The following is a 25,152-nucleotide window of genomic DNA, read 5'->3' as shown; positions in this document are numbered from 1 at the left end:
AAATCTGTGTTAAACTTATAATTGAAATTTATTACAGGAGGGGTTATATTCAATGAACGGTCTAGTTTTAGTTATCATAACAGCAAGTGTATACGCTTTAGCATACCGGTTCTATGGCGCCTTCATCGCTGCCAAAGTTCTGGCATTTGATGAAAACAGGACAACACCTGCTTATAGACTGGAAAATGGCTATGACTACGTTCCAACTAACAAATGGGTCCTTTTTGGACATCATTTTGCTGCAATAGCCGGTGCAGGACCTCTTGTAGGACCGGTACTTGCTGCACAATTTGGCTATCTGCCAGGAGCTTTGTGGATTTTAATTGGCGCAGTACTAGCAGGAGCAGTTCACGACATGGTAATACTTTTCGCTTCTGTAAGGCATGATGGATCTTCTATAATAGACATTACCAGAAAAGAAGTAGGTAAAGTATCAGGAGTAGCAACCGCTATAGCCGTCCTTTTAATAATTATAATTACACTGGCAGGTCTTTCACTTGTTGTAGTAAATGCCTTATACAACAGCCCATGGGGAACATTTACAGTTGCTGCCACAATTCCTATAGCAATCTTTATGGGAATATACATGAAATGGATTAGACCTGACGATGTAAAAGGAGCAACAATAATAGGTGTGACTCTTTTGATATTGTCCGTTGTGGCAGGACCTTATATTGAACACACAGCTTTAGCTCGTTATTTAACATTTAGCCAAAAAGAAATGACTGTAATATTGGCTAGTTATGGTTTCATTGCGGCAGTATTACCCGTGTGGCTTTTGTTAGTGCCCAGGGATTATTTGAGCACTTATATGAAATTAGGTGTAATGCTTCTTCTTGCAATAGGAGTTATAATCGTAAATCCTGAAATAAGAATGCCTGCTGTAACACAATTTGTCGCAGGAGGAGGTCCTATAATCCCTGGAAAAGTATGGCCTTATGTGTTTATAACAATAGCCTGCGGAGCCATATCTGGTTTTCATTCTCTTGTGTCATCTGGAACAACGCCTAAAATGATAAAAAACGAAAAAGATATACTGCCTATAGCTTATGGAGCAATGTTAGCAGAAGGTTTTGTTGCAATGATGGCGTTAATAGCTGCAACAAGTTTAATCCCTGCTGATTACTTTGCTATAAATGTATCTCCTGAAGTCTTCCAAAAGTTGGGCATGAAAGTCGTAGACTTACCAGTTTTATCTCAGTTAGTCGGTGAAAATGTAGCAGGAAGGCCAGGTGGTGCAGTAACTCTTGGTGTAGGTATGACCTTTATCTTCTCCAAAATTCCTTTTTTAGAGCATCTCAGTGCATATCTCTATCATTTTGTAATACTATTTGAAGCATTATTCATTCTAACTACAATAGACGCAGGCACTCGTATAGGAAGATATTTGTTACAAGAAGCAGGTGGAGCAATATACAAATCTTTAGGAGATAGAAATTGGTGGCCAGGGATAATTTTTACAAGCTTCTTAATATCTTTCGCATGGGGTTACCTAGTATATACTGGAAATATTTCAACAATATGGCCTTTATTTGGAACTTCCAACCAATTACTTGCAGCAATAGCTTTAGCCTTAGGAACAACTGTCATCATTAAAAAAGGAAAACCTCAATACATGTGGATAACATTGATTCCCTTCATATTTATGGCTACAACTACATTATACGCTGCATACTTAAATATAGTCACCAATTACCTTCCAAAAGGTAACATGTTACTTGTGGTGCTTTCAATTACAATAATACTACTAGCAATCACCATTATAATAGATTCTGTAGTAAAATGGTATGGATGGCTCAAAAAAGGAAAACTCACAAAAGAGGCAATTAAAGCAAGTGTATTTAATTAAAGTAGATTTTGAAACGGGGTGTTTTATTTGAAAATCACTAAAGCTGCAAAAGAATATATACTCAAAAAAGGCGGCAATATATCCATTAAATATCATGACATCCAAAATTGCTGTATAGAGCCTAACCTCCCCCCAGAAATATTTATTGGTATTCCAAAAAATCAAGAAAAATACTATATTGTAGGAGTTGACAGAATTAACGTATACGTAGACAAAATAATATATGAAAGGGAATTAGAAAATCTAACAATTGAACTTAAAAGTATTTTAGGTATAAAATATCTTGCAATCAATGGATGGAAAGTAATTTAAAGCAGGGAAATTGCTTATTAAGGCATTTTCCCTGCTTTCTTATTTAACTCTTTTATAAATTCCTCTCTTTTATCCACAGAAAAAATAGCAGTATCTACCCATCTTTTGAAAAAGAATAAATAATATACTCGAACTTTCTTTTTTAATTCTATCTTAACAAGACTTCTTTTAGCAAAAGCCATATAACAAGTATTTTTCAAAATACGCATTCTCCCAAAAGGAATGTCTTTTTCGTTATACTCTGAAATCGCAGATATATCACTATATCTTATATGCATAAATCCTAAAATTCCAAATCTCAATATCAACCGGTCTTCATTTAACTCGTGAAAAGAATTAGCCAAAGATAGCAAAAATCCTGAAAATACCATCACTAAAAAAACATATAAAAACCACTCAAGCAAAGTATCAAATACATGAATCCTTTTTTCGTTTACATCAATAAAAGCATTAAAAAAGCTCACTAAAAGCACTGTATAAATCAATAATATCAAAAGATATAAGAGCACCCTTTCTTTTTTTGTGAAAGTCTTGTATTTCATGTAGCACCTCCTTCAATTTATAATATCGAATTTTACTATAGAATAGTTAAATTTGCAATAATAAGCTAACACTAATTTGCCAATAATAATACTAACAATTTGTGGAGGTGTAAATATGGAAAAAGGTGCACTATCTGTCAACGAATTAGTACTTATCGGCGTTGGAGGAATTTTGGGGGCAGGATTTTTCTTAGCCAGTGGCATTGCAATTCATACTGCCGGCCCTATTATTATACTTAATTACGTTGTATCAGCTTTTATCATGTCACAAGTTTTTTATGCACTGTCACAAATGATTACTTATAAACCGGTAGAAGGAACTTTTAGAGTATACGCAGAAGAAGCTTTGGGAGATATTGGAGGTTTTTTGAGCGGCTGGGTGTACTGGACAGCAGGAGTTTTCATCATGTCCAGTGAAGTAACTGCATCATCTATATTTACAAAATATTGGTTTCCTAAAGTACCCTTATGGATTTTTTCTCTTATATATTCCGCTTTAGTTATAACTATCAATTTAACGGGAACGAAAAACTTTGGAGAAATTGAATCCTGGTTTTCTACTATAAAAATAGTGGCTTTATTTATTATAGTCATAGTAGGGATCCTTACACTAATGGGCTTTTTTGCAAAGACTCCTACTATGGGAATTAAAAATCTCTATGTTCATGGGGGATTTGCACCTCACGGTATAAAAGGATTTTTAGGTGCAATGCTCATGTCACTAATCCCCTTTGGCGGTGTAGAAGTTGTAGCAATGTCAGCAGTAAAAACGAAAAATCCTCGAAAATATACTCCAATAGCTCGTAAATATATAGTCTTATTTCTTACAATATTATACATTTCCTCAATAACCCTATTACTAATGATAATACCATGGGATACCATCTCCATTACCGAAAGCCCTTTTATAAAACTTTTGTCCTTTACCAAAATTCCCTTTATAGCTTCAATAATGAATTTTGTAATACTTACGGCAGCTTTAACTACAATGAATGGCGCAATGTATGCCGTAACACAAGTCCTCTACTCTTTGGGACAAAGCAGGTTTGCTCCTACTTTTCTAGCAAAAAAACAAAAAGAGATGTACCCATATATGCTCTTGCCTTAAGTAGTTTTGGGCTTTTCATAGCAGTTATTCTTTCTTACATACTACCAAAGGACGTCTACGAATATATAACAAGCGCTACAGGGTTTGTACAATTTTTCAACTGGATAATAATACTCTACACATTTATAAAATACAAACCTATCATGGGAAATACCTCATCTTCAAAAAAAGAATGGTTTACAATAATGCTGATAGGGATAGTATTGTCTTCCTCATTGTTAATACCTAAACAATCTGTTGGATTTGTCGGAGGAATTATAATACTCCTAATAATCTTCTTTTTATATTATATAACTAAAAAACTTAATCTTTTTGACGTATGGTAAAAGTACTAATAATTTGTCATGTTTTTTGAAACTTTGTCATTCCTGCTACGTCTACATATATGGAAACCAAAAATAATTAAAAATAAACCTCAAAAGTAAAATTAATTCCTCTAAATGTTACAAATTTGTAACATAAAATTAATCAATTGTTAATAACTGCTAACAGTTTAAATAGTATAATTGAAACAACGAGGAGATGATTATATGGCCCCACGAAGACGCCGCAAAAAAAATAGAAGTATAATTTACACACTTATAATAGTGTTTTTACTGTCAGTCCTCATTGGTTCAGCAACTTTTGCCTATAAATATATGTTTGAGGATAGATATGTACAAGTAAATTCTACCACAAAAATTTGGGACACACCATCTGACGGAGAAAAAAGTTCCTACCCACCGCAACAGCAACCTAATACTCGGGTTTTTGGTTACAACAAAAGTGCAGGTAAAGTAGTCGCTCTTACCTTTGATGACGGACCAATACCAGAATATACAAAGAAATATATTGATATATTAAAAAGCATGGAGGTAAAAGCTACATTTTTTGTCATTGACAAAAATGCTCAAAAACATCCTGAACTTCTAAAATATATTTATGAAAATGGCAATGAAATTGGACTACATTCCTACAGCCACTTTAATATGTCGAAAATGAAACCAGAGCAAATGGTAGAGGAACTTTACAAAACACAAAAAATCGTCGTTGAATCTACAGGAGTAAAACCTATACTTTTTAGACCTCCTTATGGAGCTTTTAACAAAACTCTTTTAGAAATATCAGATGCATTGGGACTTCACGTTGTTTTATGGAATGTAGACCCAGATGATTGGCGAAGCCCAGCAGTAGAAAATGTAGTCAATCGGGTGATAAGTCACACAAAAAACGGTTCAGTAATTCTCATGCATGAAGGAAAAACTAATACTTTAGCTGCACTTCCTCAGATAATGGAAAAACTAAAATCTGAAGGTTATAGTTTTGTAACTGTATCAGAGCTTTTAAATTATGAAAAAAATAATATAGCAAATAACAACCAAGAACAGCAAAAAGATTAGGGAGCACATGCTCCCTACATGTAGACAAACTCTTTATGATATGTTGGCATTTTGCATAAGTGTAGCGACTTGATAGAGCAAGCGAGGCTGAGAGGCGAAAGCGGGGCCGTAGCCTTGTGAAGGCGGAGGCGGGCACTAACTCAAGGATGACGAATGTGCCCGGAACCCCGCTTGAGCCCGAGGACGAGCGCTAGTTTAGTCTGCGATATCACCGGAGCAAACGATTCAAAATGCCAACAAAAATAGAACTTTGTCAACAAACCGTAGGGAGCACATGCTCCCTATGTTCTTTTAAATAAAATCCCTAAACCAATTATAATCAGCAAAACCGGCCAAATAATTTTAAAACTCAACCAAGGTAATAATCTATTTAATAAAAGCAATACTCCCAAAATCACTAAAACCCAACCTAAAACTTCATTTGCTTTGTTAGTTTTATCTTCTGTTTCTACTGCGTTATCTTGTTGCTCTCCGGTTTTAGGCTCTTCATCTATAATTTTTCCCTTTAATTGATAAGGATTTTCTGGTATTATTATCCACGCAATGATATATGGAATCAATCCAAAACCGCTAAATATAGCCAAAAGGCAAATAAGCCTTACTAAAGTCACGTCAACATCAAAGTACTCCGCTATTCCCCCGCAAACTCCTCCTAACATTTTTTGTTCCCTAGACCTGTACAATTTTCTACCCATATTTTGACCTCCAATCTAATTTATTATATATACTATCTCTACAGCTTTAACAGATAAATTTTTTCTTTCCTTACTACTTTACCTGTCAAAAATTGATGATACTTAAAGGATCTAAATAAAAAAGTTTGCTTGTAAAAATTAAAATCAAAATTGCCAATAATATGACCCCTAAATTAATGCTACTATTTTCTTCTCCATAGAGTTTATTGCTAAATATCAACTCTAAACCTAGCAAAATAAAAAAGGCAGGCCATACCATTTTATAAACAAAATAAGGCACATATACATTAAAGTTCGGTAAAAGTAACAAAATCCCCACAAATATAAGAGAAAGTGCACTAGCTAAAATTCCCGTTCTTTTTTTCATTTTTACCGTTGCCTCCTTTATTTCACTCTATAAAACATTATACATATTATGAAAGTATAAAGTCAAAATAAAAAAATTTTTATAAAAAATAACTTTGGAGGTGTAATAATGGATAACAAATGGTATTTTGATATAGCTCCCGGTGCTATCGATGATTTGAAGGCCCATGCAAAGGATATAACAACCCTCATCCCTTTTTGGTATGGAGTAAAAGAAGATGGAACTCTCGCTGACATGTCTTCTACTGACGTCAAAAAAATTGCCTCCGACAACAATTTACCTATTTATGCCATAATCCACAACTATTCAGACCCTAAAAAGTCACAACTCATACACGATTTATTATCTACTCCCCATTTGAGAAATACTTTAATCGCAAGTATCAGAGATGTCGCAGTAGTAAACAATTACCCCGGTATAAATATAGACTTTGAATTTGTTCCCCCCGAAGACAGGTCAAATTTAAACACTTTTTTAAAAGACCTTTATATTTCACTAAAAGCGTTAGGAAAAGTTGTTACAATATCAGTACCAGCAGAATTAAGTGACAACCCCCTTCACCCTTTTTCAGGCGCTTTTCAATATTCCTTTATCGCTCAGAATGCAGACCAGATATACATTCTTGCATACGATGAACACTTCTCACAGCCAGGACCCATCGCCTCTATAGGTTTTGTAACAAATGTTTTAAATTACGCCGTAACAGTGATACCTCCTCAGAAAATATGGTTAGGAATGGCTGTATATGGATATGACTGGACACAAGGAGTAAACTACCCCCGCACCCTCACATATGAACAAGCTATAACTTTGGCTAAAAATCTCGGAGTAACCATAATGTATGATGAAACAGCACAAGAATCCACTTATACCTACGTTTTAGACGGAAAAACTCACACAGTATGGTTTGAAGATTCAAAAAGTTTTTCTGCAAAATTATCTCTTGTAGATAGTTATAAACTATCGGGAATAGCAGTCTGGAGATTAGGCCAAGAAGACCCTGCTGTATGGAATATTTTAAAAGCAAGGTAATTTTCTCTATTTTTTTGGGAACTTTTTTGTTTTATTTACGTCTAATAAAGTAGAAAAAGCTAAAGGAGGAGGTATCTTTTATGAAAAAATTTATTTCCATCGCAATTGCCCTTGTTTTCCTATTTACACTTATGATGCCATCAAACATAGCGCAAGCACAAGCAGATACGAAGATAAGTTTAAAGCAGGCAATAGAGATAGCAAAAGAAAAGCTCGGCATAGGTGACAGCGGCTATGAGTTTAATTCCAACTACAATGAATACGCCAATAAGAAATATTGGAACCTGAATTGGAACTCTACATCTAAAGGCAATATCAGTGTAACAGTCGATGCTGACACAGGGAGAATTACAAGCTTCTATAGTTGGACCCCAACGCAGCAGCCAGAACTGAAAATACCTAAATATACACAGGAGGAAGCAAAAAAAGTTGCAGTAGAATTTATACAAAAAGTGGCACCCGACTTATTTAAACAGACAAAAGAAAATACTTCTGTCAATAATTACAGCAGTTATTATTCACCAGACTATTCTTTTACATTTGAAAGGATAGTAAATGGCATACCCTTCCCATCCGACAGCATATATGTATCAGTTAACAAAAGCACACTGAAGGTTAGTTCTTACTATTTAAATTGGAATGACTATTCCTTCCCTGAACCAAAGAACATAATTTCTAAAGAAAAGGCCATAGAAATTTTTAAAGAAAAATTAGGATTAAAGCTTATGTACAATTTAGTATACGACCAAGTTTATGGAAGTGAGCCTAAAGCAATACTTGTTTACGGCATATACCAGAACGCTCCCATTGATGCAAAAACAGGGAAATTAATAATAAGCGACAACTACTATGAACCAATGACTGGAGGAGGCGGCGGTGAAGGAATGTCTTCACAAAAACTATCTCCAGAAGAACAAAAGGCAGTTGACAATGCAGAAAAATACATATCAAAAGATAAAGCTATAGAAATAGTTAAAAACAGCCTTCCTTTCCCTCTTGGAAGTGAGTATAAATTAATCAATGCTAATTTATATACAGGATATGATTATCCTCCTGCAAAGTCTGACCCTATGTGGTCCCTTTACTGGAACTACAATAAAGACAACAAATACTATTATGTAAGTGCCACTGTAGATGCTGCAACAGGAGAATTAAAGTCCTTTTACAGGGGCGGTTCAGACTTAGACAACATACAAGGCAAAACACCCACTTATACCAAGGAACAGATGAAAAAAATCGCAGAAGATTATCTTAAAAAGATAGTACCTGATAAGTTCAATAAAACGGAGTACGTAGATAGAAATACTCTAAATTCTGAAATACAACCTATAATGCCCTCATATACTTTCAAATATGTGGAGATAGTAAATGGAATACTCTGCCCCTTCAATGTAATATATGTCAATGTAAGCCCCTATACTGGAGAAATAGTAGGATACTCCATCAATTGGACTGATGTAAAACTGCCTTCTTCTGAAAACATAATAAGCCTTGATGAAGCTTATAAAATACTCTTTGAAAATGCAGAATTTGATTTAAGTTATGTGCCAAATTACGATTATAAATCACCAGATAAGCCCCCTACAATAAACCTTGTCTATCAGTTAAATTTTTATAACTATATAGATGCAAAAACGGGTCAAATTATAGACTACTCTGGAAAACCTGTTGTAAAAAAGTCAGAAACTACTTTTAAGGACATAGATGGAAATTGGGCAGAAAAGGACATAAAGCTTCTTGTTCAAATAGGTATTATTGACACTAAAGAGGAAAATTATTATCCCGAACACAATATCCTTCAAAAAGACTTTATAAAAATGCTTGTAAAAGCAATACAGCCTCCCTATTATGATCCAATACCACCTAAGTCTTCTGATGAATACAGTTACTATTACGATATTGCAATACAGAAAAAAATTATAGCAGAAAAAGAGAAAAAACCTGACACCCTCGTCACAAGAGAACAAGCAGCAAAATACCTTGTAAATGCCCTTGGAGCAGGTTACATCGCAGATCTAAATGATATTTTTGTCATAAACTTTAAAGATGCTGACAAAATCTCCTCTTCCTCAAAAGGCTATATAGCTATAGTATCAGGCCTTAAAATAATGAGAGGAAGCAACGGGTACTTCTATCCTGATTTGTATCTCACAAGAGCAGAAGCCGCTGCAGTACTTGTAAGATTTTTAGAAATAAATAAATGATTAAGAGCTGCCGGTATATCCGGCAGCGCAGTTTGTTGACAAAACGAAATTTAAGCCCCTGTTTTCTTAGTCCCGAAAACAGGGGCTGTATATATCTGGATAAAATTTTCCTTAAAGTTCCAAATAATGGGTAAAAATTTAAAGTGCCAAAAGGGCTCTTACCCCTCCTCCATAACCATGTTGCCATTTTCTTTAAATTCATGGCAGCAAAAACAAGCATCGCTTGCATGGACAATTTTTCTTTCCCTCTTAATGTTGTCCATCGCAAACCATGCTTCTCCTTTAAATCCGCAAACACTCTCTCTATTGTCTCTTTCCTTCTCTCATATACTTCTTTACAATAAGGTGTATGTCTTAAGTGTTCTGCTTCTTCTACATATCCTTCCCATATGTGCCTGAATATCCTCTTTGTGTAGTCTTTACTTTGGGTACACTTTTCTCTTAAAGGACAATTCTTGCATTTTTCTGGATTTGATTTGTACTCTCTATATCCTTCTCTATTGGTTGTGACATATGTTAGTATTTCATTTTGTGGGCATATGTAACAGTCATAATATTCATCATACACAAACTCATGTTTCTTCATAAAACCGTCTTTTGTTTTTGGTCTTGTGTATGGCACTGCTGGTATTATTTCTCTATCAAATATTGTCTTTAATATGTACGGATTTTTGTATCCTGCATCTACTGCTATTGCTTTCGGTTTTCCTATTCTCTTTTCAACTTCTTCTAATACTTCTTCAAACATTACGCTGTCGTGGACATTTGCAGCTTCAACTTTTACTCCTAATACAAATCCGTTTTTATCGCAGGCTGTGTGAAAAGAATATGCAAAACATTTTTCTTTTCCATTTTTATTTAACATTCCGCTATCTGGGTCTGTTTTGCTTACTTTCACTTCTTTCGTCTTTATTTTCTTGATTTTCTTTAATGGCTTTTTGCCATGAGCTTCTCTATCTTTGTTTATTTCTTCTTCTAGTTTTTCTTGATAAGTCCTGGCTTCTTGTTCTACTATTTCTTTGGTGTATTTCTTCTTGTTGGCACTTGCTTTTACATGGGTTGAATCTATGAATACTTCCTCCGCATTTACTAGCCCATGCCTTATTGCTTCTTCTAAAATCTTCGTAAATATTTTCTCAAATATGTCTGTCCCTTTGAATCTTCTTATGTAGTTCTGGCTAAATGTTGAAAAATGAGGTATTTCTTCTGTTAGCCCATACCCTAAAAACCACCTATATGCCACATTTGTTTTTATCTCTGATATTGTCCTCCTTATTGAGGGTATGCCAAAAAGATACTGAATAAACAGGATTTTTATTAATACTACTGGATCTATGCTTGGTCTGCCGTGATCTTCGGAATATTTGTCTTTTACTAAATCGTATATGAAATTAAAGTCTATAACTCTTTCTATCTTTCTTAAAAGGTGATCTTTTGGTACTAATTGATCTATGCTTACAAATTCTATTTGATGTCTTGCATCCTGTTTCTTTGTTAACATCTTCCTTTTCCTCTCCTCTTTTGCTTTATACTACTAAAAATAAAAAAACAAGGAACCCTTTTCATAATAACGGGTTCCCGATATTTTGTCAATCGAGTAGGAGCTGAATAATTATTTTATTCAGCGTCCTCTCACACCACCGTACGTACCGTTCGGTATACGGCGGTTCATTAGGAATTATGTACAATTCTTAGTACATCATTTCTTCCATCCCTTGACGCCGATGATATACTATGCACTTCCGTTGTCTTTTGAAATTCCCTTTCTCTATCCAACGGATAGCCTCTTTGTTGAGTTGTCTGCAGTCTTCGCATATCTCTCGAGTTCATAAGATTTCCGAAACCTCCTAATGTTCAGTCCTTCCTTATCTATTCATGTCTAGATAAGTACTATGACCTCTGCTGACTTCTCAAGGTTCAGCCATACATCACTGTATGGGTTGTCACTTCATATTTTACTTCCATGACTTATCCTTGAGACCTCCCCGGGTAAGAACGATTGCTTTCATCTCATATATCTGCCAGATTTACTGTATGGGATTCGGGTAGTGTTGGACTTTGTTTTGATGTGCAAACTCATCCATCCCAATTCAGCCTCTTATCTGGTTCTTGTTCATCAGACCGAGATTTTGCCTTAAGCTTCCTTCAGATTCCACCTCACGATGGACACCCTTGCTCTCGGCTAGTGGTTCCCACTACCAAGCCCACAGCGGACTTTCACCGCCTAGCTATCGCCCATGCCGGGCGCACACAGTCTGAGCTGCCGGTATATCCGGCAGCGTAGACTGTAAACAGAGTAAATAGATGAAAGAGAAGGTTTCATTGATGAAACCGTGGAAACTATTTAAAGCGAAAAAATTATTTTGAGTTTATCTCCTCTGTTATACTGAGGTGAATCCTCCAAAAGATTGTGAAGTCTAAAAAATATGGACCCAAAAAATGTGGAGTTTAATGTCGACTTTAAAATGTTTTGAAGTGACAAGAAAAATTATTAAACAAAATTTACTACAGGAATATTCGTTTCTTTTCAAGTTTTCTTAAATCAGGTGTTATGGGGTTTAATTATTCTTAAAAGGAGTGAGCTACTATGTCCTATGACTATGCTTACCGCAGGATAAAAACTTCTTCGACGGGCTATCGCAAGATTGAGGCAACAATTACTTTACCATCATTGAATGACGTGGCACTGGGAATAGGTGCTGCATTGTACGAATACGTTGGTTGTGATAGCCCAACTTTTGACTTTGAGTTCGGTTTTGGGTTAACAGGCGAAAGTACACAATATCATCTCTACCGCAGTATTTATGTGGGTGGGAACGATTGGCAGTGGATATCAGGTTATACCTTTGAACCGGGTTCAACATATAGGCTCTTAATTGCTGCTGAAGATGGCTACATTAAGTGTTATGTTTATAATTCGAGTGGAACACTCCTATATTATAACGAGTTCACAGTTAGGGGAATTAGATACGATGGTCTGGGCAAAGGGTTAGGCGTGTCTCGAGCCTATTGGTTCCTTCAGGAGGTTCAGCTAACGCTAATAATAACCGATGGACAAACACGCTGGTTGGAACGCCTACAACTTTTGTTAATGCTACTCCTTCTAACTGCATAGCAACAAATGAAACAAGCCCTATTTAGGTGGCACATCAAGCTTTACTGCTACCCCATTCTTGTAAGCCATACTTTTACCAATAGTTAGTTTGACAATATTATTGTCTTGAGTTGCCGTTACTGTCCTAGTAGTACCGTCCCAATTTACAGTTGCGCCTAACGCCTCAAAAATAGTTCGAAGTGGCACTAGGACCCGACCATTTTCAAGAACTGGTGGGACATCAAAATGAAGCTGTTCACCGTTAAAAGTTATAGTAACTGGTTGAACTGCTACAACACTACTTGGTAAACTGGTCATCAGAAGTGCCACAAACAAAAGGGACAATAACCATTTCTTCTTCACTGGGCAAAACCTCCCTTTAAATTTTTTAAAAAGTGCAGAGATAGGGAACCGTTATTTCGTTCTGCTTTCCGCGATGCAGTATGGAACCAGGAGTTACTGCTACTACTCTTGCACCATGAAAAACAGCAGATTGACTCGATATCCTAATTTTTATTTTTTCAAAGGTTTCTTACTTTCACTGCATATGAATTTTCAAATGTAAACAATTTGTCAGGAATCCTAACTCTAAAAAACGGAAAAATTGATACAACAGGGATGAAAACTAATTAGATATTGAGGATGGAAATATAATAATCGTTCCCATTCATGACAAAAAAACCTAAGCAACTAGCTATTACAATTATGATTAAAGTAAAAAGGTTATTGTAGGGCATCTTGTTATGCTGGGGCAAAGAACCATATTACTGAAGCTGCCGGTATATCCGGCAGCTTACTTACTCTTTTTATACCTTGCCCTTTCTCCCCCTATTAACTTAGGCCTTGTCCTTGCAGCAACAATTGTAGCTTCCCCTATTTTATTTCGGCTTAATCTCACAGGAACAACCACAGGCCTTAAGTGCATTCCAATCAGTACAAGCCCTATATCAAGCCCGGCATGCCCCAGTCCTTTTAAATTCTCCACCATCACAGGGTTTTTGTATTGTTCATAAGCATAAGTCTGTAAAGAGCCGCCAGCATGCTCATGAGGAATGACATTTACCACTTCAAGGCCGTATTTTTCTTGTGCCTCTTCTTCCACCAAAAGCGCCCTGTTTATGTGCTCACACCCCTGCACTGCAAGGTAAAGCCCTCTTTTATGTATAGCCTCCAAAATTGGATCTATAACAGCCTTTGCAATTTCCATGCTTCCTGCAGAGCCTACTTTTTTGCCCTGTATCTCACTTGTACTGCCCCCGAGGACAAAAAGGCTTCCCGGCTTTAAATTTGCTATATCAAGCAATTCCTCTATAATTTCCTTTGCCTCTATGGAGATCTGATTTAAATCCATACTAACACCTCCAAAATTTAAACCTTACCATCATTATAACACATTTTCCTTGTCTTCATATACTAAAAACAGGTATGCAAAAAGGAGGAGTAAAATGGATAAGCTTGTAGCTAAAAAATACAATTTAGTTCTAAGAGGAATATCACAAAGAACACTTGAAGAGCATTATAAACTGTATAACGGCTATGTAGACAAGACAAATGAAATACGTGAAAAATTAAAAACTGTCGACCGTTCAAAGGCAAATGCCAGTTACAGTGAATACAGAGAACTTAAATTAGAAGAAACCTATAATTTAGATGGAGTCAAACTGCATGAACTGTATTTTGAAAACTTAGGAGGGCCTAGCGGTGCACCTGATGGCATAATAGCTTCCATGATCGCCTTTGACTTTGGGTCCTTTGAAAACTGGAAAGAAGACTTTATAGCCTGTGGAATAGCTTCACGAGGCTGGACAGTACTTTGCTTTGACCCCCTAGATTTAAAACTTCACAACTACCTTCAAGATTTCCACAATCAAGGTGTAGTATCAAGGACTATACCTCTTTTAGTCCTTGATACCTATGAACACGCATATTTTATAGATTACGGCAGTGATAAAAAAAGCTATATAGAGGCCTTTATGAACAATATAAAATGGGAGGAAGTAAATAAAAGGGTGACCTCTTGGATAGAAATGCATTCTTTTTAAATAAAACTTATAGAGAGGGAGGTTTATGTCTGAGACAAAAACCTCCCTCTATTCATTTCGGAAATTATGAACTCATTCAAAAGTGTTAATATCCTTTTTTTAATTTTTTTCGCCTTTAAAAGAGAAATAACGGCTATCAGACATAAAAAACTTAGCGACATTATCAGATATGTATAATATATGCCTGTTCTATCCGTCAAATATCCCAGTAGAGGAGCAGCAACAGCCACAAATAAACCCATCAATAAATTGTAAAAAGATAATATTGAGGCACGCATTTCTGAAATTATACACTCATTCAAACGTCTGAAAATATAGGGAGAAGCTGTACCTCTAATTGCATGGAAAATAAAAAGTAATGGTAAAGCGAAATATAAAGATTTAATTTGACTCATCAATATTAAAAACAAGAATAATACTACATATATATAAACCTGTCCTTTATCTTTAAATAAATCAGTTATATGCTTGCTTTTTTTACTGCCATCAATTTGTTGAAACTTATCTGCAATATTATTTTCCTTTAAAAAGTCATACAAATAAGCGTTGTCCGTCCCCGATATAAAAGTAGCTCCAATCGAAAATATTACCGACCCGGCAATAAAAAATAGATAACTCTGTCCAATTCTAAAAAATACGACGCCAATTGCTTGTAAAAATGCTCCAAAAAACAAGCCATGTTTTCTGCCAAACTTATCTGCTACAGCACCACCTGGAACTTCAAAAAAAGTTGTCGTTAAAAAAGAAAAAGTCCCAAGCAACATAATCTGGGTTACATTCAAACCGTGGGCAAATAAATATAATGTAAAAATAGCATCCATGAATACCTTCGTAAAAATATTATACAGCGTGAACTTCATTATATTTTTTTCTATTTTCATATAATGCCTCCTTGTGTAAACGAATACACAAAAAGAGAATATAAAATCTTCAAACCACCAGGCTAGTATATCATATTTCGAGCGAGGAGTCAATTTTTTCATTACTCCTTGGTCAATTATACACCGACGGTGATACTATTTCCTCTGCCGGAATTGTAAAAAGCTCACTTTTATCTATTTCAGGGTGCCTTTCAATAAAACTTTCTATAAGGCGCATTCCAATATAATATCCTGTGCGTGGAGGAATACTCTCATCATATCCACTAAAATATCTAAAATACTCTTCTTTACCTGGAGGTTTATCCCAATTATTTCTTAACCTACTCAAAAGTTCTTTTTCATTATTCACAAACCAGTGGTAAACATCCTCTGTATATCCTAATACTTTATGCAAAGGCTCTTCAGGAAAAACCCATCTTGTAGTCATAACTGCCAAGCCTTCATCAATTAAAAATTCAAAAAGCGGAAGTTCCTCCACTGCTTTATCTAATTTCAGACCATTTTGGTAAAGCCATTTTGCCAAAGGATGTGAAGGATTTTTATAGTGAAGTGCATGGCCTATTTCATGAGAAAGCCATAAAGGTATATCTTCATAAGGCATAGGTATACCAAAAAAAGTCGTCCCATGAGCCTCTACTGCTAAACCTACAGCAGGTCGACATTCAAGAAAATATTGAAAAGCATTGCTACTGTAAAGTCCTATAAGCACATACACATCTATATCTTCAGCTTCTGGAAAAACTTCTTTAATTTTATCTATCCCCTTAGGTACATTAAAGCGTATTTTTTCTTCATTAAACTTAGAAAACAAATCTTCCCTATTTTTACTTTCTTCAAACCAATGCTTTTTATACTCTTCAATGCATCTTTCCCATGGCACCTCTTTTGTGAAAAAGAAATTATTGCAATATTCCTTTATAACTAATCGATTCTTTTCAAGATAATTATTTAAAAATGCCTCCCAATTTAACTCTTTAAGTGCATTTATACCATCAAGATAAATATAATGTATCATTTTTTGTAACCCCCCTCTTATATGCAATTTCCTATAAAAAATTCATTCTTCAATTTTTTCTATAAAATCAGTCACAATATCAATATATTTGTCAACTAACTCTATAAGATTTTTATAATTGTCAAAAATTATCTTGTGGTTTACATCTTCATATTGGTGAACAATTCTATTTCTCATGCCAGTAAAAGAAGCTAGCTCTCCTGCAACTTCTTTAGGCAAAATCTGATTATCACCAAGCATTATGAAGGATTCATAATAACTTTTAGGAGGTTTAAAGCCTTTATATTCTGCAATTAAGGAGTTTATATCCATACAATTTTCTATTATGAGCTGTATAAGCCTTTCTCCAGTGTAATAGATAAAATAATTGCTTATATATTCCTCATAAGTATATTCCGTTATTGGTAAAAGTTGTTTCACATAATTAGAAAGACTTATTAATTTGCGGCGGATGACATCTTTGTAATTCATTTTTTATCCCCTTTTTTAAATAATTTTCTTCTAACTTTTTTAATTTCCTCATATCATCATAGCTTTTTACAGAATATAAATAAAAATCCAAATAAGCTCCAGAATAAGCCTCATATAAAACCTTGCAATTGTTTATGATTTCAAAGCGCAAAAGAGGATCTGCATAATTTAAAATAACAACATCAATGTCATCTCTTTTAAAAATTTCTATAAGCTCTTTTAATATTGAATTATACAAATTCATATCTATCTTTTTAGTAAATTTTATTCCAATATCTAAGTCACTCAATTCATTTGCCTTTCCTCTTGCATAAGAACCAAATATCAAGATTAAAGATACATCGTATTCTTTCACAAACTCACTTAATTTTTCTTTGTCATAAAAGACACCATCTATTTCATAAAACATAAACTTTACCCTCACATAACAAACTCATCTTTACTTGTAATTTAAACTCCATTTATCAATAAACAAAAGCCTTAATATCTCAAGTCCCGTACCTTCTAAATTGCTCTTTGCCCCGCTTCCAAAAAGTATACTCAAAGGGTTTGGAGTTGTGTAATATTTTAACACAGGTTTGCCCTGTATGCCAGCCTCTTTGGCTGCAATGTCAACCGCATCGTAAAAATCCCCTAATTTATCTACAAGACCAACTTTAAGTGCCTGCCTTCCTGTGAATATCCTGCCATCTGCTAATTCTTTTACTTTGTCTATAGGCATCTTTCTCCCTTCAGATACAATCTCTACAAACTGCTCATAAGTATCATCTATGACTCCTTGTAATATTTTCTTTTCTTCCGGAGTTAAATCTCTGGTAGGAGAACCCATATCTTTATAAGGACCGCTCTTTATTGTTATCTCTTTTAATCCCAACTTATCGTAAAGCCCTTCATAATTTGTATACTGCATTATAACTCCAATACTTCCTGTTATTGTGGCAGGATTTGCCACTATTATGTCTCCGCCACAAGCTGCCATGTATCCTCCTGACGCAGCCGCATCCCCCATTGAAATTATCACTTTTTTCCCTGTTTCTTTTAACCTTTTAAGCTCTGTGTATATTTCTACAGATTTTGCTGCAGAACCTCCTGGACTATTTATCTTGACAACAACTGCCTTTACAGTACTATCCTCTTGAGCTTTTCTTATCTGCTCGACTGGATCCCCTGTGACTTGTGGAATCCCCAATATGTTTGTCTCCCCTATAACTCCTTCAATTGTTATAACACCTATTGTGTTTGAAACCGATGGCACACTTTTATTCTCTTGGGGCATTGTAAGAAAAATGGAAGCAATAACAGTACTAATTATCAAGACTATAAAAATTAATCCTATTAACGCTTTTTTACTCATTTTTTTCTTCCTCCTTCATTCTCCTTTGTACAGCTTTTTTACAGCACTTTTTGCCAATAAATAAACACCTAAGTTTAATAAAATGAGCAAAATCCCTATTATTAAAGTTATTATTATTTCAGAAACATATAATTTCTTTAGTAACAACACAATTCCAACAATGCACCCTATCAAAATAGTAGTCAGTATAAGACTCAAAAGCACATTTAAATTCCCCTTCATAGCCTTTTGAGGATTCTCCCATTCAAAGGAAGGCTTCATGGCGTCTATCAAAAGGCTTAGTATATTTACTGCGGAAATGCCTATAAGCATTAAAACAATCAGTATTACCATACTTAAAAGGTGTATTTTAAAAAGATACCAGCCCAATACATATGTAGGAAGTATAATCACTATTGTAATAATTATACCAAAAATCCATTTTGCTTTTAACTGTATTGCAGGGTCTGCAGGCATCAATTTTGATATGTAAAACATTTTTCCTTCCCTAGAGAAGGAAGTAGAGGAAAGGCTGTTACTTCCTGCTACAAAAAGAGAAAAGAAAAGCCCTATCATCGAAACCCAAAACCAGCCGTCAGGAGCTGAGGTGTATTTTATAGCCATTTCAAGCCCAATTTGTGGATTCCCCACAAAAGAAACAAGAAACACAAAGGGAATTATTATAGCCACAGGCAACACATTCATAGCATATACAGGAACTCTTATAAAAAGCTTCCATTCCCTTAACAGTAATGCCTTCAATAGGCTGGATCTCACTATTTCTTTTTTCAATGAAACTTCTTTTCTTTTTGCTTCAACCTCTTGCCCTGAAATTACAGCTTTTAAGTACATTTTTTGAGCAGAAACAGCCAAAACGGTTGTAAATATTATTGATACAGCGATAAACATCAAAAGATTTAAAAACCCTGACAAAGTATTATAATCCGTCATAGAAACTGCTCCCCATAAAGCAGGAGGGAAACTTCTAGATATCATCTTTGCAAGGTTAGCATTTTGCAAAATAAAATTTTCTATTGCCTGTTGTTCTCCATTTTGAGGAATCCGATTGATAAAAAATTGTATTGTAAAGAAGAAAATTAGCGCTAATATACTCACTATAACTGTATACAAGTCCTTTTTCCTTTTCAAATTTACAAATCTCATAATTAAAACAGAAGCAATTGCCGCAATAGAAAGAGGTATAATAGGTGTAAATATAAATACAATAAATGAAACGAGATAGTATAAAATTCCTGCCTGCGTGCCAATGCCATATATAAAGATTGCTGGTAGCATTAAAAATGCCAATGTAACATATTCATTCAATAAAATTATGCTATATTTTGACAAAACTATTTTATAAGGCTGTATAGGAAGAGGAAGCAAAATATTTATATCATCAGAAAAATAAAACACAGAAATAGTCCAAAAAAAGCCGAATACCAATGTCAAGAGCTGAGCTAAAAGAAGGACTGTCACAGGCATAAGCTGAGGCTGGTTAATTAACATGCTTGCTGCATACATGCTGTTTAAATACATTATGTACATAAAAAGCAATGTTCCACCGCCAACAGCTATTCCAAATGTAGCAAGCACTATTTCCCATAAATCTTTCTTTCTTACAAAATATTTGTATTTCATTGCGGAAATGCCATAATAAACTTTCATTTGTGATCTTAAAAGCGATAAAAACTCCCTCATTTTTCTGTCAACTCCAAGAATATTTTTTCTAAAGATTCCCATTCATGTTGGCTCTTTATCTCTTCCATAGTACCATAAGCTATTATTTTGCCTTTGTTTATTATTGCTATTTTATCACAGAGCTTCTCAGCAACTTCCAATATATGAGTTGAGAAAAATACAGTAAAACCTGCTTTTGTATGCTTTGACATCAACTCTTTGAGTAAAAATGCTGATTTCGGGTCTAATCCTACCATTGGTTCATCCAAAATCCAAACAGAAGGATTGTGAATAAGTGCGGCTGTAAGGAGAATTTTTTGCTTCATTCCGTGGGAATAGGTCTGTATTAGGTCTCCAATAGCATTCTTTAGCTCAAAAGCTTCAACAAAATATTCAATCCTTTCTTTCCTTTCTTTTTCAGATACCCCGTATACGTCTGCAATAAAATTGAGATATTCTATGCCTGTCAGTTTGTCATAAATATCAGGGCTATCTGGAACATATCCTATGCGCTTTTTGACCTCTATAGGATTTTTGTCGATATCAATTCCGTCTACTTTAATTTCTCCTGTATCATGGGACAAAAGGCCTACTATCATTTTTATCGTGGTAGTTTTGCCAGCCCCATTAGGACCTAAAAATCCAAATATTTCACCAGGATTTACAACAAGGTCAATGTTGTCAACAGCTTTTATTTTACCTTTGTTATAAGATTTTGAAACACCTTTTAATTCTATCAAGTTTTACACCTCCATTTTCTCACTTTTCTATTATAACATAAAATTGTTTAAAATTTGCCAATAAAATTAATAAAAAGATAGTGTTAAAAAACTTTTAACCTTCATATTATTATTTTGAATTACATTGGCAGGGAGGAGAACAATTGGACACCAAAAAATATTACAAACCAATTCTCCTTTTACTAGCACTCATTTTTTTAACTTACTTTTCTATTTCCTTTTTCAATAAAACCATAGAGACAGTTGCAAACAACAAAGAAGAGATAAAAACTGTACTGGATGAATTTTTTAAAAAAAGAGGAAGTGTGCTTTTAAGCGGTGACTTAAAAGAGATAGAAGGCTTTTATGACAAATCTTCCACTTATGGCAAATGGGCATTGGACCATGAAAGGAGGCGAGTTGAATACGTTAAAGGATGGTCAGAAAAAAGAAATCTTAAATTTACAGAAGCAGAATCTTTTTACAGGATAAAAAGTGTAAAAGCTGGCGAAAATTCCGTATGGGTTTATCTTGTGGAAACTATGAAAATGGGATACGCTTACAACATAAAAAGTGATGTAATAAATTACATGGGATTAGGTATACGACATTCTGTACAGCTTGTAAAAGTTGATGGAAAATGGCTTATAAGAAGAGATTGGTACTATGACCCTCTTGACGAAGATTCCGCCTATATAGATGCTGCTCCTGCTGAAGGCACAATGCCTGAAATTGCACCTACTACTTCAAAGCCAGAAACTGAAGAAAAAGCAAAGCCTAAAAAGAAGGGTAAATACGACAGAGAAGGAGCAGTAGCTTATGCTGACAAATACGCAGGAGCTGCTTGGGGAAGCGGCAATAACTACGAGTACAATCCAAAATATAGGGATTATAACGGGGTAGGAGGAGACTGCACCAATTTCGTCTCTCAAGTATTACATGAAGGAGGAGGCCTTCCAATGGACTATGTATGGAACTTCAACGGCAAAGACTCTTCCACCGCTTGGGCACAAGCACCCTCTCTTTTTAACTATCTCATTTATACAGGAAAAGGTAAATTAATTGCAAAAGGATACTATTTAGATATGGTAAAGCCTACTGAACAGCACCCAAAAGGTGCCATAAGAGAAATTGAAAAAGGAGACCTTATATGCTATGAAGAAAAGGGAGAAATAGTACACTTTGGCGTAGTTACAGGTTTTGATTCTATAGGGATACCCGTTGTAAATACTCATACTTCCGATAGATACCATGTTCCTTTTGACTTAGGATGGGATAAGAGAGTGATTTATAGATTTATACATATAAATGATTAAAGATAGAGAAAACTCTCTCTTTCAGTTTGCTGACAAAGTTCTATTTTTGCTGGCATTTTGCATCGTTTGCTCCGGTGATATCGCAGACTAAACTAGCGCTCGTCCTCGGGCTCAAGCGGGGTTCCGGGCACATTCGTCATCCTTGACTTAGTGCCCGCCTCCGCCTTCACAAGGCTTCGGCCCCGCTTTCGCCTCTCAACCTCGCTAAGTTTCCCGGCACTCAACTGAACGGGCTGGTCCTTTCTCTTATTCTCCTTTTTTAACATTTTCGGTTGAGTGCCGGGCTATCAAGTCGCTACACTTATGCAAAATGCCAACATATCATAAAGAGTTTGTCTACAGTCTAAAAGATAGAGAAAAATTCTATCTTTAATTTTTTTCATCTGCCTCTTGAAGTTTTATAACATCCTCATCCATAAGATTTTTGTCATGGTGATGCCTTACAATGCCTACTATTCTCTCATTTAACCCAATTTCCTTACAAATTTCTGCACCATATTCTGCATGATTATAATAGACTTTAAAAAAATATATATGTTTTTCAAGAAACTTAGCCAAAAAAGGAATTTTCTTTAAAATCACCGTCATGGCTTTTCTTTCAGGAGTAATTTTCGCTTTTATCTTTCCAATATCATGAAAAAGAGCCGCTTTTAAAAGGTCTTGGTCTTCTATTCCGTATTTATTAATAAGATAATAGCACACATCTAATGAATGCCTTTTTTCATAAACAGGTAATTTATTAAAATATTCTAATTCCTTTTCATTTAGGAATCCAAGTAAAAATTGATAATCTTTTTCATAAATTTTAGCTCTTTTAGCTTTAAAATATTGTTTTATCCTATTCACAAAATCACCTTTATTCTAATATTATACCTTCTTTTTCAAGGACCTTCAATACTTTACCTGATTTTATAATATTAAAACAGGCATTTATGTCAATATAAAGCTCCCTATCTTCTTCCAACGGCTTCACGTATTCTCTTACTAAATCATATATTATTTGAGAGCCCTTCCCTTTTTTAAAACCTTTCCTAAACTCCATTGCCTGCAAAGCTGCCATAAGTTCTATTGCTATAACCCTTGTAGCGTTTTCTATTATTTCCCTTGCCTTTCTCGCAGCAATAGTGCCCATACTCACATGGTCTTCTTGATTTGCAGAAGATGGTATAGAATCAACAGAAGCTGGATGCGCCAAAACCTTATTTTCTGACACTAAAGAAGCTGCTGTGTATTGAGCTATCATCATACCAGAATTTAGTCCCCCTTTTTCAGTCAAAAAAGGAGGAAGGTCGTTTAACTGATAATTTACAAGCCTTTCAATCCTTCTTTCAGAAATATTAGCAATTTCAGAAACTGCAATACCTAAAAAATCCATTGCTAATGCAATAGGCTCTCCGTGAAAATTGCCCCCAGATATCACCTCGCCATCTTCAGGGAAAATTAAAGGATTATCTGTTGCAGAATTTATCTCTCTTGTAAGAACTTCTTCCGCATATTCAATAGCATCTCTTATAGCTCCATGGACTTGTGGAATACACCTTAGGGTATAAGCATCCTGAACCCGTATTTCTCCCTGTCTCGTTATTAGAGTACTTCCTTCACACATTTTTCTTATATTTTTAGCAGTGATCATCTGACCTCTATGAGGCCTCACCATTTGGACTCTATCATCAAAAGCATCAATTATTCCTCTTAAAGCTTCTAAAGTAATAGAAGATACAGCATCAGCAGATTTTATAAGTCTTTTAGCATCATATACATTTAAGCATCCTATTGCTGACATAACTTGAGTGCCATTTATCAAAGCCAAACCTTCTTTTGAACTCAAAACAACTGGACTAATCCCTGCCTCTTTCATTGCTTTTTCTCCAGTCATTCTCTCACCTTTGTATAAAGCTTCACCTTTCCCTATCATCACAAGAACCATGTGAGCTAAAGGTGCAAGGTCTCCGCTTGCTCCTAAAGATCCTTTTTCAGGTATAACAGGAGTTACTCCTTTATTTAACATTTCAATCAACGTGTTTAAAGTTTCAAGCCTTACTCCTGAAAAACCTTTCGCAAGGGCATTTGCCCTCAAAAGCATAATTGCTCTTACTACTTCTTCCGGTAATGGTTCTCCTACTCCACAAGAATGGCTCATAATCAAATTCTTTTGCAAAATTTCTGTGTCTTCTTTAGATATTACGACATCGCTAAATTTCCCAAAACCCGTCGTGATTCCATAAACTACTTTTTCATCATTTACATATTTTTCTACTATTTTTCTAGAATGAAGTACTCTCTCTTCAGCAATATTGCTAAGTTCTACTCTATACCCATCTCTTGCTACGTGCACTACATCTTCTATTGTAAGATTATTGCCATCTATTATGACCTTTCCCATAATCCCCCTCCTTTTTACGTTAATTCTTTATCGCAATAAAACAAAAAACGCGAGAGCTTTTCCTCTCGCGTTTTATTATTAAATTGTAAAATTTTCCCTCTCATTTTAATCCCACACTTAAATCCTTAAATTAGTCTTATAAGTATATTATATTCTACAAAGTTTAAAAAAATCCTTTTGACATTTCAAGATTTAAGTCTGATCAAGGCTTGATAAAACTTCATCAAAAACTCCTATTCTGCAAATTTTTCTATTCACATCCCAATGTTGACATATTTCGCAGCTTCTTTCTTGTAAAGACACAGACATACTCAAATTATTTCCATAGCGAGATGGATCTAACTCAAAATCCTCACAGCTTCTTCCAACAGCTTTCAATTGTTCAGTGCTTGCCACAAAATTCACCACCTGTAATTATAATCTTTTTATACTTTCTTCTACATCAAAAGGACTCATTCCCGTTGCATCTATCACCGGAACTTTTGTCGAAATATCATCTATGCCTAGCATATTTCTACTTTGCCCTGTTATAACTATGGCATCATAGGCATTTAAATTGTTTTTTTCTGAAAGAGTTTCTTTTAATTCTACAACTTCATATCCTTTTTGCTTTAAATACTCTTTAATATTGGAAAGCTGACTTTCTACCGCTACTCTTTTCCCCACACCAACACCTCCTGTAGCTCTTATTAAATAGTAGTATTTTCAAATAGTAGTATTCTCTATACCA

General features: G+C 34.9%; 26 protein-coding genes and 1 pseudogene. 9 read left to right on the top strand and 18 right to left on the bottom strand.

The window, feature by feature from the left end; genetic code table 11:
• Positions 1-52 precede the first annotated feature (52 nt).
• Both THEWI_RS04720 and THEWI_RS04715 read left to right on the top strand, forming a co-directional pair.
• Entirely contained in the window at positions 53-1,849 is a 1,797-nt protein-coding gene (locus THEWI_RS04720) for a carbon starvation CstA family protein (RefSeq protein WP_014062643.1), read from the top strand.
• 18 nt (positions 1,850-1,867) lie between these two features.
• A complete protein-coding gene (locus tag THEWI_RS04715) occupies positions 1,868-2,161 on the top strand; it encodes a CC/Se motif family (seleno)protein (protein WP_014062642.1) in 294 nt (97 codons plus the stop codon).
• Between the two features lie 17 nt (positions 2,162-2,178).
• Here the strand turns inward: THEWI_RS04715 and THEWI_RS04710 are convergent, their stop codons facing one another.
• The gene (locus tag THEWI_RS04710; RefSeq protein WP_014062641.1) at positions 2,179-2,703 is read right to left on the bottom strand and encodes a hypothetical protein; all 525 of its coding nucleotides are present in this window, start codon (positions 2,701-2,703) and stop codon (positions 2,179-2,181) included.
• Between the two features lie 115 nt (positions 2,704-2,818).
• Between THEWI_RS04710 and THEWI_RS04705 the strand changes: the two are divergent.
• Positions 2,819-3,906 (top strand): annotated as a pseudogene (locus tag THEWI_RS04705) (amino acid permease); the annotation flags it as partial.
• Between the two features lie 435 nt (positions 3,907-4,341).
• Positions 4,342-5,190: a polysaccharide deacetylase family protein gene (locus THEWI_RS04700; protein ID WP_014062639.1), complete on the top strand. Its 849-nt coding sequence runs from the start codon at positions 4,342-4,344 to the stop codon at positions 5,188-5,190.
• Positions 5,191-5,471: 281 nt separating this feature from the next.
• Here THEWI_RS04700 and THEWI_RS04695 read toward each other — a convergent pair whose 3' ends face one another.
• Complete coding sequence (locus THEWI_RS04695) at positions 5,472-5,885, bottom strand: PspC domain-containing protein (RefSeq protein ID WP_014062638.1); 414 nt, start codon at positions 5,883-5,885, stop codon at positions 5,472-5,474.
• An 85-nt stretch (positions 5,886-5,970) separates the two neighbouring features.
• The gene (locus THEWI_RS04690) at positions 5,971-6,252 is read right to left on the bottom strand and encodes a LiaF transmembrane domain-containing protein (RefSeq protein ID WP_003871713.1); all 282 of its coding nucleotides are present in this window, start codon (positions 6,250-6,252) and stop codon (positions 5,971-5,973) included.
• Positions 6,253-6,360: 108 nt separating this feature from the next.
• Here THEWI_RS04690 and THEWI_RS04685 point away from each other — a divergent pair, with 108 nt between their 5' ends.
• Together THEWI_RS04685 and THEWI_RS04680 are read left to right on the top strand one after the other, a co-directional pair.
• Positions 6,361-7,284, top strand: coding sequence for a glycosyl hydrolase family 18 protein (locus THEWI_RS04685; RefSeq protein ID WP_014062637.1), 924 nt, complete (start codon positions 6,361-6,363; stop codon positions 7,282-7,284).
• An 80-nt stretch (positions 7,285-7,364) separates the two neighbouring features.
• Positions 7,365-9,488 carry a YcdB/YcdC domain-containing protein gene (locus THEWI_RS04680; RefSeq protein WP_014062636.1) on the top strand — a complete coding sequence of 708 codons (2,124 nt, stop codon included), beginning with the start codon at positions 7,365-7,367 and terminating at the stop codon, positions 9,486-9,488.
• Here the strand turns inward: THEWI_RS04680 and THEWI_RS04675 are convergent.
• Both THEWI_RS04675 and THEWI_RS14165 read right to left on the bottom strand, forming a co-directional pair.
• Positions 9,433-10,989, bottom strand: a complete 1,557-nt coding sequence (locus THEWI_RS04675; RefSeq protein WP_014062635.1) for an IS1182 family transposase — start codon at positions 10,987-10,989, stop codon at positions 9,433-9,435. The genes THEWI_RS04680 and THEWI_RS04675 overlap by 56 nt on opposite strands.
• A 170-nt stretch (positions 10,990-11,159) precedes the next feature.
• Positions 11,160-11,318: a hypothetical protein gene (locus tag THEWI_RS14165; RefSeq protein ID WP_014062067.1), complete on the bottom strand. Its 159-nt coding sequence runs from the start codon at positions 11,316-11,318 to the stop codon at positions 11,160-11,162.
• Positions 11,319-12,075: 757 nt separating this feature from the next.
• Here THEWI_RS14165 and THEWI_RS04665 point away from each other — a divergent pair.
• Entirely contained in the window at positions 12,076-12,603 is a 528-nt protein-coding gene (locus tag THEWI_RS04665) for a hypothetical protein (RefSeq protein ID WP_014062634.1), read from the top strand.
• A gap of 18 nt (positions 12,604-12,621) precedes the next feature.
• On the opposite strand, the gene THEWI_RS04660 is transcribed toward THEWI_RS04665, so the two are convergent.
• Positions 12,622-12,945: a copper amine oxidase N-terminal domain-containing protein gene (locus tag THEWI_RS04660; protein WP_014062633.1), complete on the bottom strand. Its 324-nt coding sequence runs from the start codon at positions 12,943-12,945 to the stop codon at positions 12,622-12,624.
• A gap of 430 nt (positions 12,946-13,375) precedes the next feature.
• Positions 13,376-13,933: a TIGR01440 family protein gene (locus THEWI_RS04655; protein WP_014062632.1), complete on the bottom strand. Its 558-nt coding sequence runs from the start codon at positions 13,931-13,933 to the stop codon at positions 13,376-13,378.
• A gap of 94 nt (positions 13,934-14,027) precedes the next feature.
• Here THEWI_RS04655 and THEWI_RS04650 point away from each other — a divergent pair, with 94 nt between their 5' ends.
• Positions 14,028-14,624, top strand: coding sequence for a superoxide dismutase (locus THEWI_RS04650; protein ID WP_014062631.1), 597 nt, complete (start codon positions 14,028-14,030; stop codon positions 14,622-14,624).
• A gap of 23 nt (positions 14,625-14,647) precedes the next feature.
• On the opposite strand, the gene THEWI_RS04645 is transcribed toward THEWI_RS04650, so the two are convergent.
• From THEWI_RS04645 to THEWI_RS04615, 7 genes are all read right to left on the bottom strand, one after another.
• On the bottom strand, positions 14,648-15,505 hold the full coding sequence (locus tag THEWI_RS04645) for an MFS transporter (protein ID WP_014062630.1): 858 nt from the start codon (positions 15,503-15,505) through the stop codon (positions 14,648-14,650).
• A 112-nt stretch (positions 15,506-15,617) separates the two neighbouring features.
• Entirely contained in the window at positions 15,618-16,520 is a 903-nt protein-coding gene (locus tag THEWI_RS04640; protein ID WP_014062629.1) for a gliding motility protein GldB-related protein, read from the bottom strand.
• 42 nt (positions 16,521-16,562) lie between these two features.
• A complete protein-coding gene (hepT, locus tag THEWI_RS04635) occupies positions 16,563-16,991 on the bottom strand; it encodes a type VII toxin-antitoxin system HepT family RNase toxin (protein ID WP_014062628.1) in 429 nt (142 codons plus the stop codon).
• Complete coding sequence (mntA, locus tag THEWI_RS04630) at positions 16,945-17,400, bottom strand: type VII toxin-antitoxin system MntA family adenylyltransferase antitoxin (protein WP_003870288.1); 456 nt, start codon at positions 17,398-17,400, stop codon at positions 16,945-16,947. The genes hepT and mntA overlap by 47 nt, the downstream gene beginning before the upstream one ends.
• A 30-nt stretch (positions 17,401-17,430) precedes the next feature.
• Positions 17,431-18,345, bottom strand: a complete 915-nt coding sequence (gene sppA, locus THEWI_RS04625; protein ID WP_003870289.1) for a signal peptide peptidase SppA — start codon at positions 18,343-18,345, stop codon at positions 17,431-17,433.
• Positions 18,346-18,360: 15 nt separating this feature from the next.
• Positions 18,361-20,025 (bottom strand): putative ABC transporter permease subunit, encoded by a 1,665-nt coding sequence (locus THEWI_RS04620; RefSeq protein ID WP_014062627.1) that lies wholly within the window; start codon positions 20,023-20,025, stop codon positions 18,361-18,363.
• Complete coding sequence (locus THEWI_RS04615) at positions 20,022-20,744, bottom strand: ABC transporter ATP-binding protein (RefSeq protein WP_006570218.1); 723 nt, start codon at positions 20,742-20,744, stop codon at positions 20,022-20,024. Before THEWI_RS04615 ends, THEWI_RS04620 begins: the two co-directional genes overlap by 4 nt.
• 143 nt (positions 20,745-20,887) lie before the next feature.
• On the opposite strand from THEWI_RS04615, the gene THEWI_RS04610 reads away from it, so the two are divergent.
• Positions 20,888-22,039 (top strand): amidase domain-containing protein, encoded by a 1,152-nt coding sequence (locus THEWI_RS04610; protein ID WP_014062626.1) that lies wholly within the window; start codon positions 20,888-20,890, stop codon positions 22,037-22,039.
• Positions 22,040-22,408: 369 nt separating this feature from the next.
• Here the strand turns inward: THEWI_RS04610 and THEWI_RS04605 are convergent, their stop codons facing one another.
• The 4 genes from THEWI_RS04605 to THEWI_RS04590 form a co-directional block, all read right to left on the bottom strand.
• Positions 22,409-22,885: an HDIG domain-containing metalloprotein gene (locus tag THEWI_RS04605; RefSeq protein ID WP_014062625.1), complete on the bottom strand. Its 477-nt coding sequence runs from the start codon at positions 22,883-22,885 to the stop codon at positions 22,409-22,411.
• A 10-nt stretch (positions 22,886-22,895) separates the two neighbouring features.
• Positions 22,896-24,422 carry a histidine ammonia-lyase gene (hutH, locus tag THEWI_RS04600; RefSeq protein WP_003870294.1) on the bottom strand — a complete coding sequence of 509 codons (1,527 nt, stop codon included), beginning with the start codon at positions 24,420-24,422 and terminating at the stop codon, positions 22,896-22,898.
• A gap of 192 nt (positions 24,423-24,614) precedes the next feature.
• The gene (locus tag THEWI_RS04595) at positions 24,615-24,818 is read right to left on the bottom strand and encodes a hypothetical protein (protein WP_014062624.1); all 204 of its coding nucleotides are present in this window, start codon (positions 24,816-24,818) and stop codon (positions 24,615-24,617) included.
• Positions 24,819-24,836: 18 nt separating this feature from the next.
• Entirely contained in the window at positions 24,837-25,088 is a 252-nt protein-coding gene (locus THEWI_RS04590) for a YkuS family protein (protein ID WP_003870296.1), read from the bottom strand.
• Positions 25,089-25,152: the final 64 nt, after the last annotated feature.

It is taken from the genome of Thermoanaerobacter wiegelii Rt8.B1 (genome assembly GCF_000147695.2).
Taxonomy (GTDB): domain Bacteria; phylum Bacillota; class Thermoanaerobacteria; order Thermoanaerobacterales; family Thermoanaerobacteraceae; genus Thermoanaerobacter; species Thermoanaerobacter ethanolicus.
The sequence above is the reverse complement of the archived record's forward strand: the minus strand, read 5'-3'. Positions and strand labels throughout refer to the sequence as shown.

Bases quoted from the DNA above. Each gene is read 5' to 3' on its own strand.
- THEWI_RS04720 (WP_014062643.1), top strand. From the start codon at position 53: ATGAACGGTCTAGTTTTAGTTATCATAACAGCAAGTGTATACGCTTTA.
- THEWI_RS04710 (WP_014062641.1), bottom strand. From the start codon at position 2,703: ATGAAATACAAGACTTTCACAAAAAAAGAAAGGGTGCTCTTATATCTT.
- THEWI_RS04700 (WP_014062639.1), top strand. From the start codon at position 4,342: ATGGCCCCACGAAGACGCCGCAAAAAAAATAGAAGTATAATTTACACA.
- THEWI_RS04695 (WP_014062638.1), bottom strand. From the start codon at position 5,885: ATGGGTAGAAAATTGTACAGGTCTAGGGAACAAAAAATGTTAGGAGGA.
- THEWI_RS04690 (WP_003871713.1), bottom strand. From the start codon at position 6,252: ATGAAAAAAAGAACGGGAATTTTAGCTAGTGCACTTTCTCTTATATTT.
- THEWI_RS04685 (WP_014062637.1), top strand. From the start codon at position 6,361: ATGGATAACAAATGGTATTTTGATATAGCTCCCGGTGCTATCGATGAT.
- THEWI_RS04680 (WP_014062636.1), top strand. From the start codon at position 7,365: ATGAAAAAATTTATTTCCATCGCAATTGCCCTTGTTTTCCTATTTACA.
- THEWI_RS04675 (WP_014062635.1), bottom strand. From the start codon at position 10,989: ATGTTAACAAAGAAACAGGATGCAAGACATCAAATAGAATTTGTAAGC.
- THEWI_RS14165 (WP_014062067.1), bottom strand. From the start codon at position 11,318: ATGAACTCGAGAGATATGCGAAGACTGCAGACAACTCAACAAAGAGGC.
- THEWI_RS04665 (WP_014062634.1), top strand. From the start codon at position 12,076: ATGTCCTATGACTATGCTTACCGCAGGATAAAAACTTCTTCGACGGGC.
- THEWI_RS04655 (WP_014062632.1), bottom strand. From the start codon at position 13,933: ATGGATTTAAATCAGATCTCCATAGAGGCAAAGGAAATTATAGAGGAA.
- THEWI_RS04650 (WP_014062631.1), top strand. From the start codon at position 14,028: ATGGATAAGCTTGTAGCTAAAAAATACAATTTAGTTCTAAGAGGAATA.
- THEWI_RS04645 (WP_014062630.1), bottom strand. From the start codon at position 15,505: ATGAAAATAGAAAAAAATATAATGAAGTTCACGCTGTATAATATTTTT.
- THEWI_RS04640 (WP_014062629.1), bottom strand. From the start codon at position 16,520: ATGATACATTATATTTATCTTGATGGTATAAATGCACTTAAAGAGTTA.
- hepT (WP_014062628.1), bottom strand. From the start codon at position 16,991: ATGAATTACAAAGATGTCATCCGCCGCAAATTAATAAGTCTTTCTAAT.
- mntA (WP_003870288.1), bottom strand. From the start codon at position 17,400: ATGTTTTATGAAATAGATGGTGTCTTTTATGACAAAGAAAAATTAAGT.
- sppA (WP_003870289.1), bottom strand. From the start codon at position 18,345: ATGAGTAAAAAAGCGTTAATAGGATTAATTTTTATAGTCTTGATAATT.
- THEWI_RS04620 (WP_014062627.1), bottom strand. From the start codon at position 20,025: ATGAGGGAGTTTTTATCGCTTTTAAGATCACAAATGAAAGTTTATTAT.
- hutH (WP_003870294.1), bottom strand. From the start codon at position 24,422: ATGGGAAAGGTCATAATAGATGGCAATAATCTTACAATAGAAGATGTA.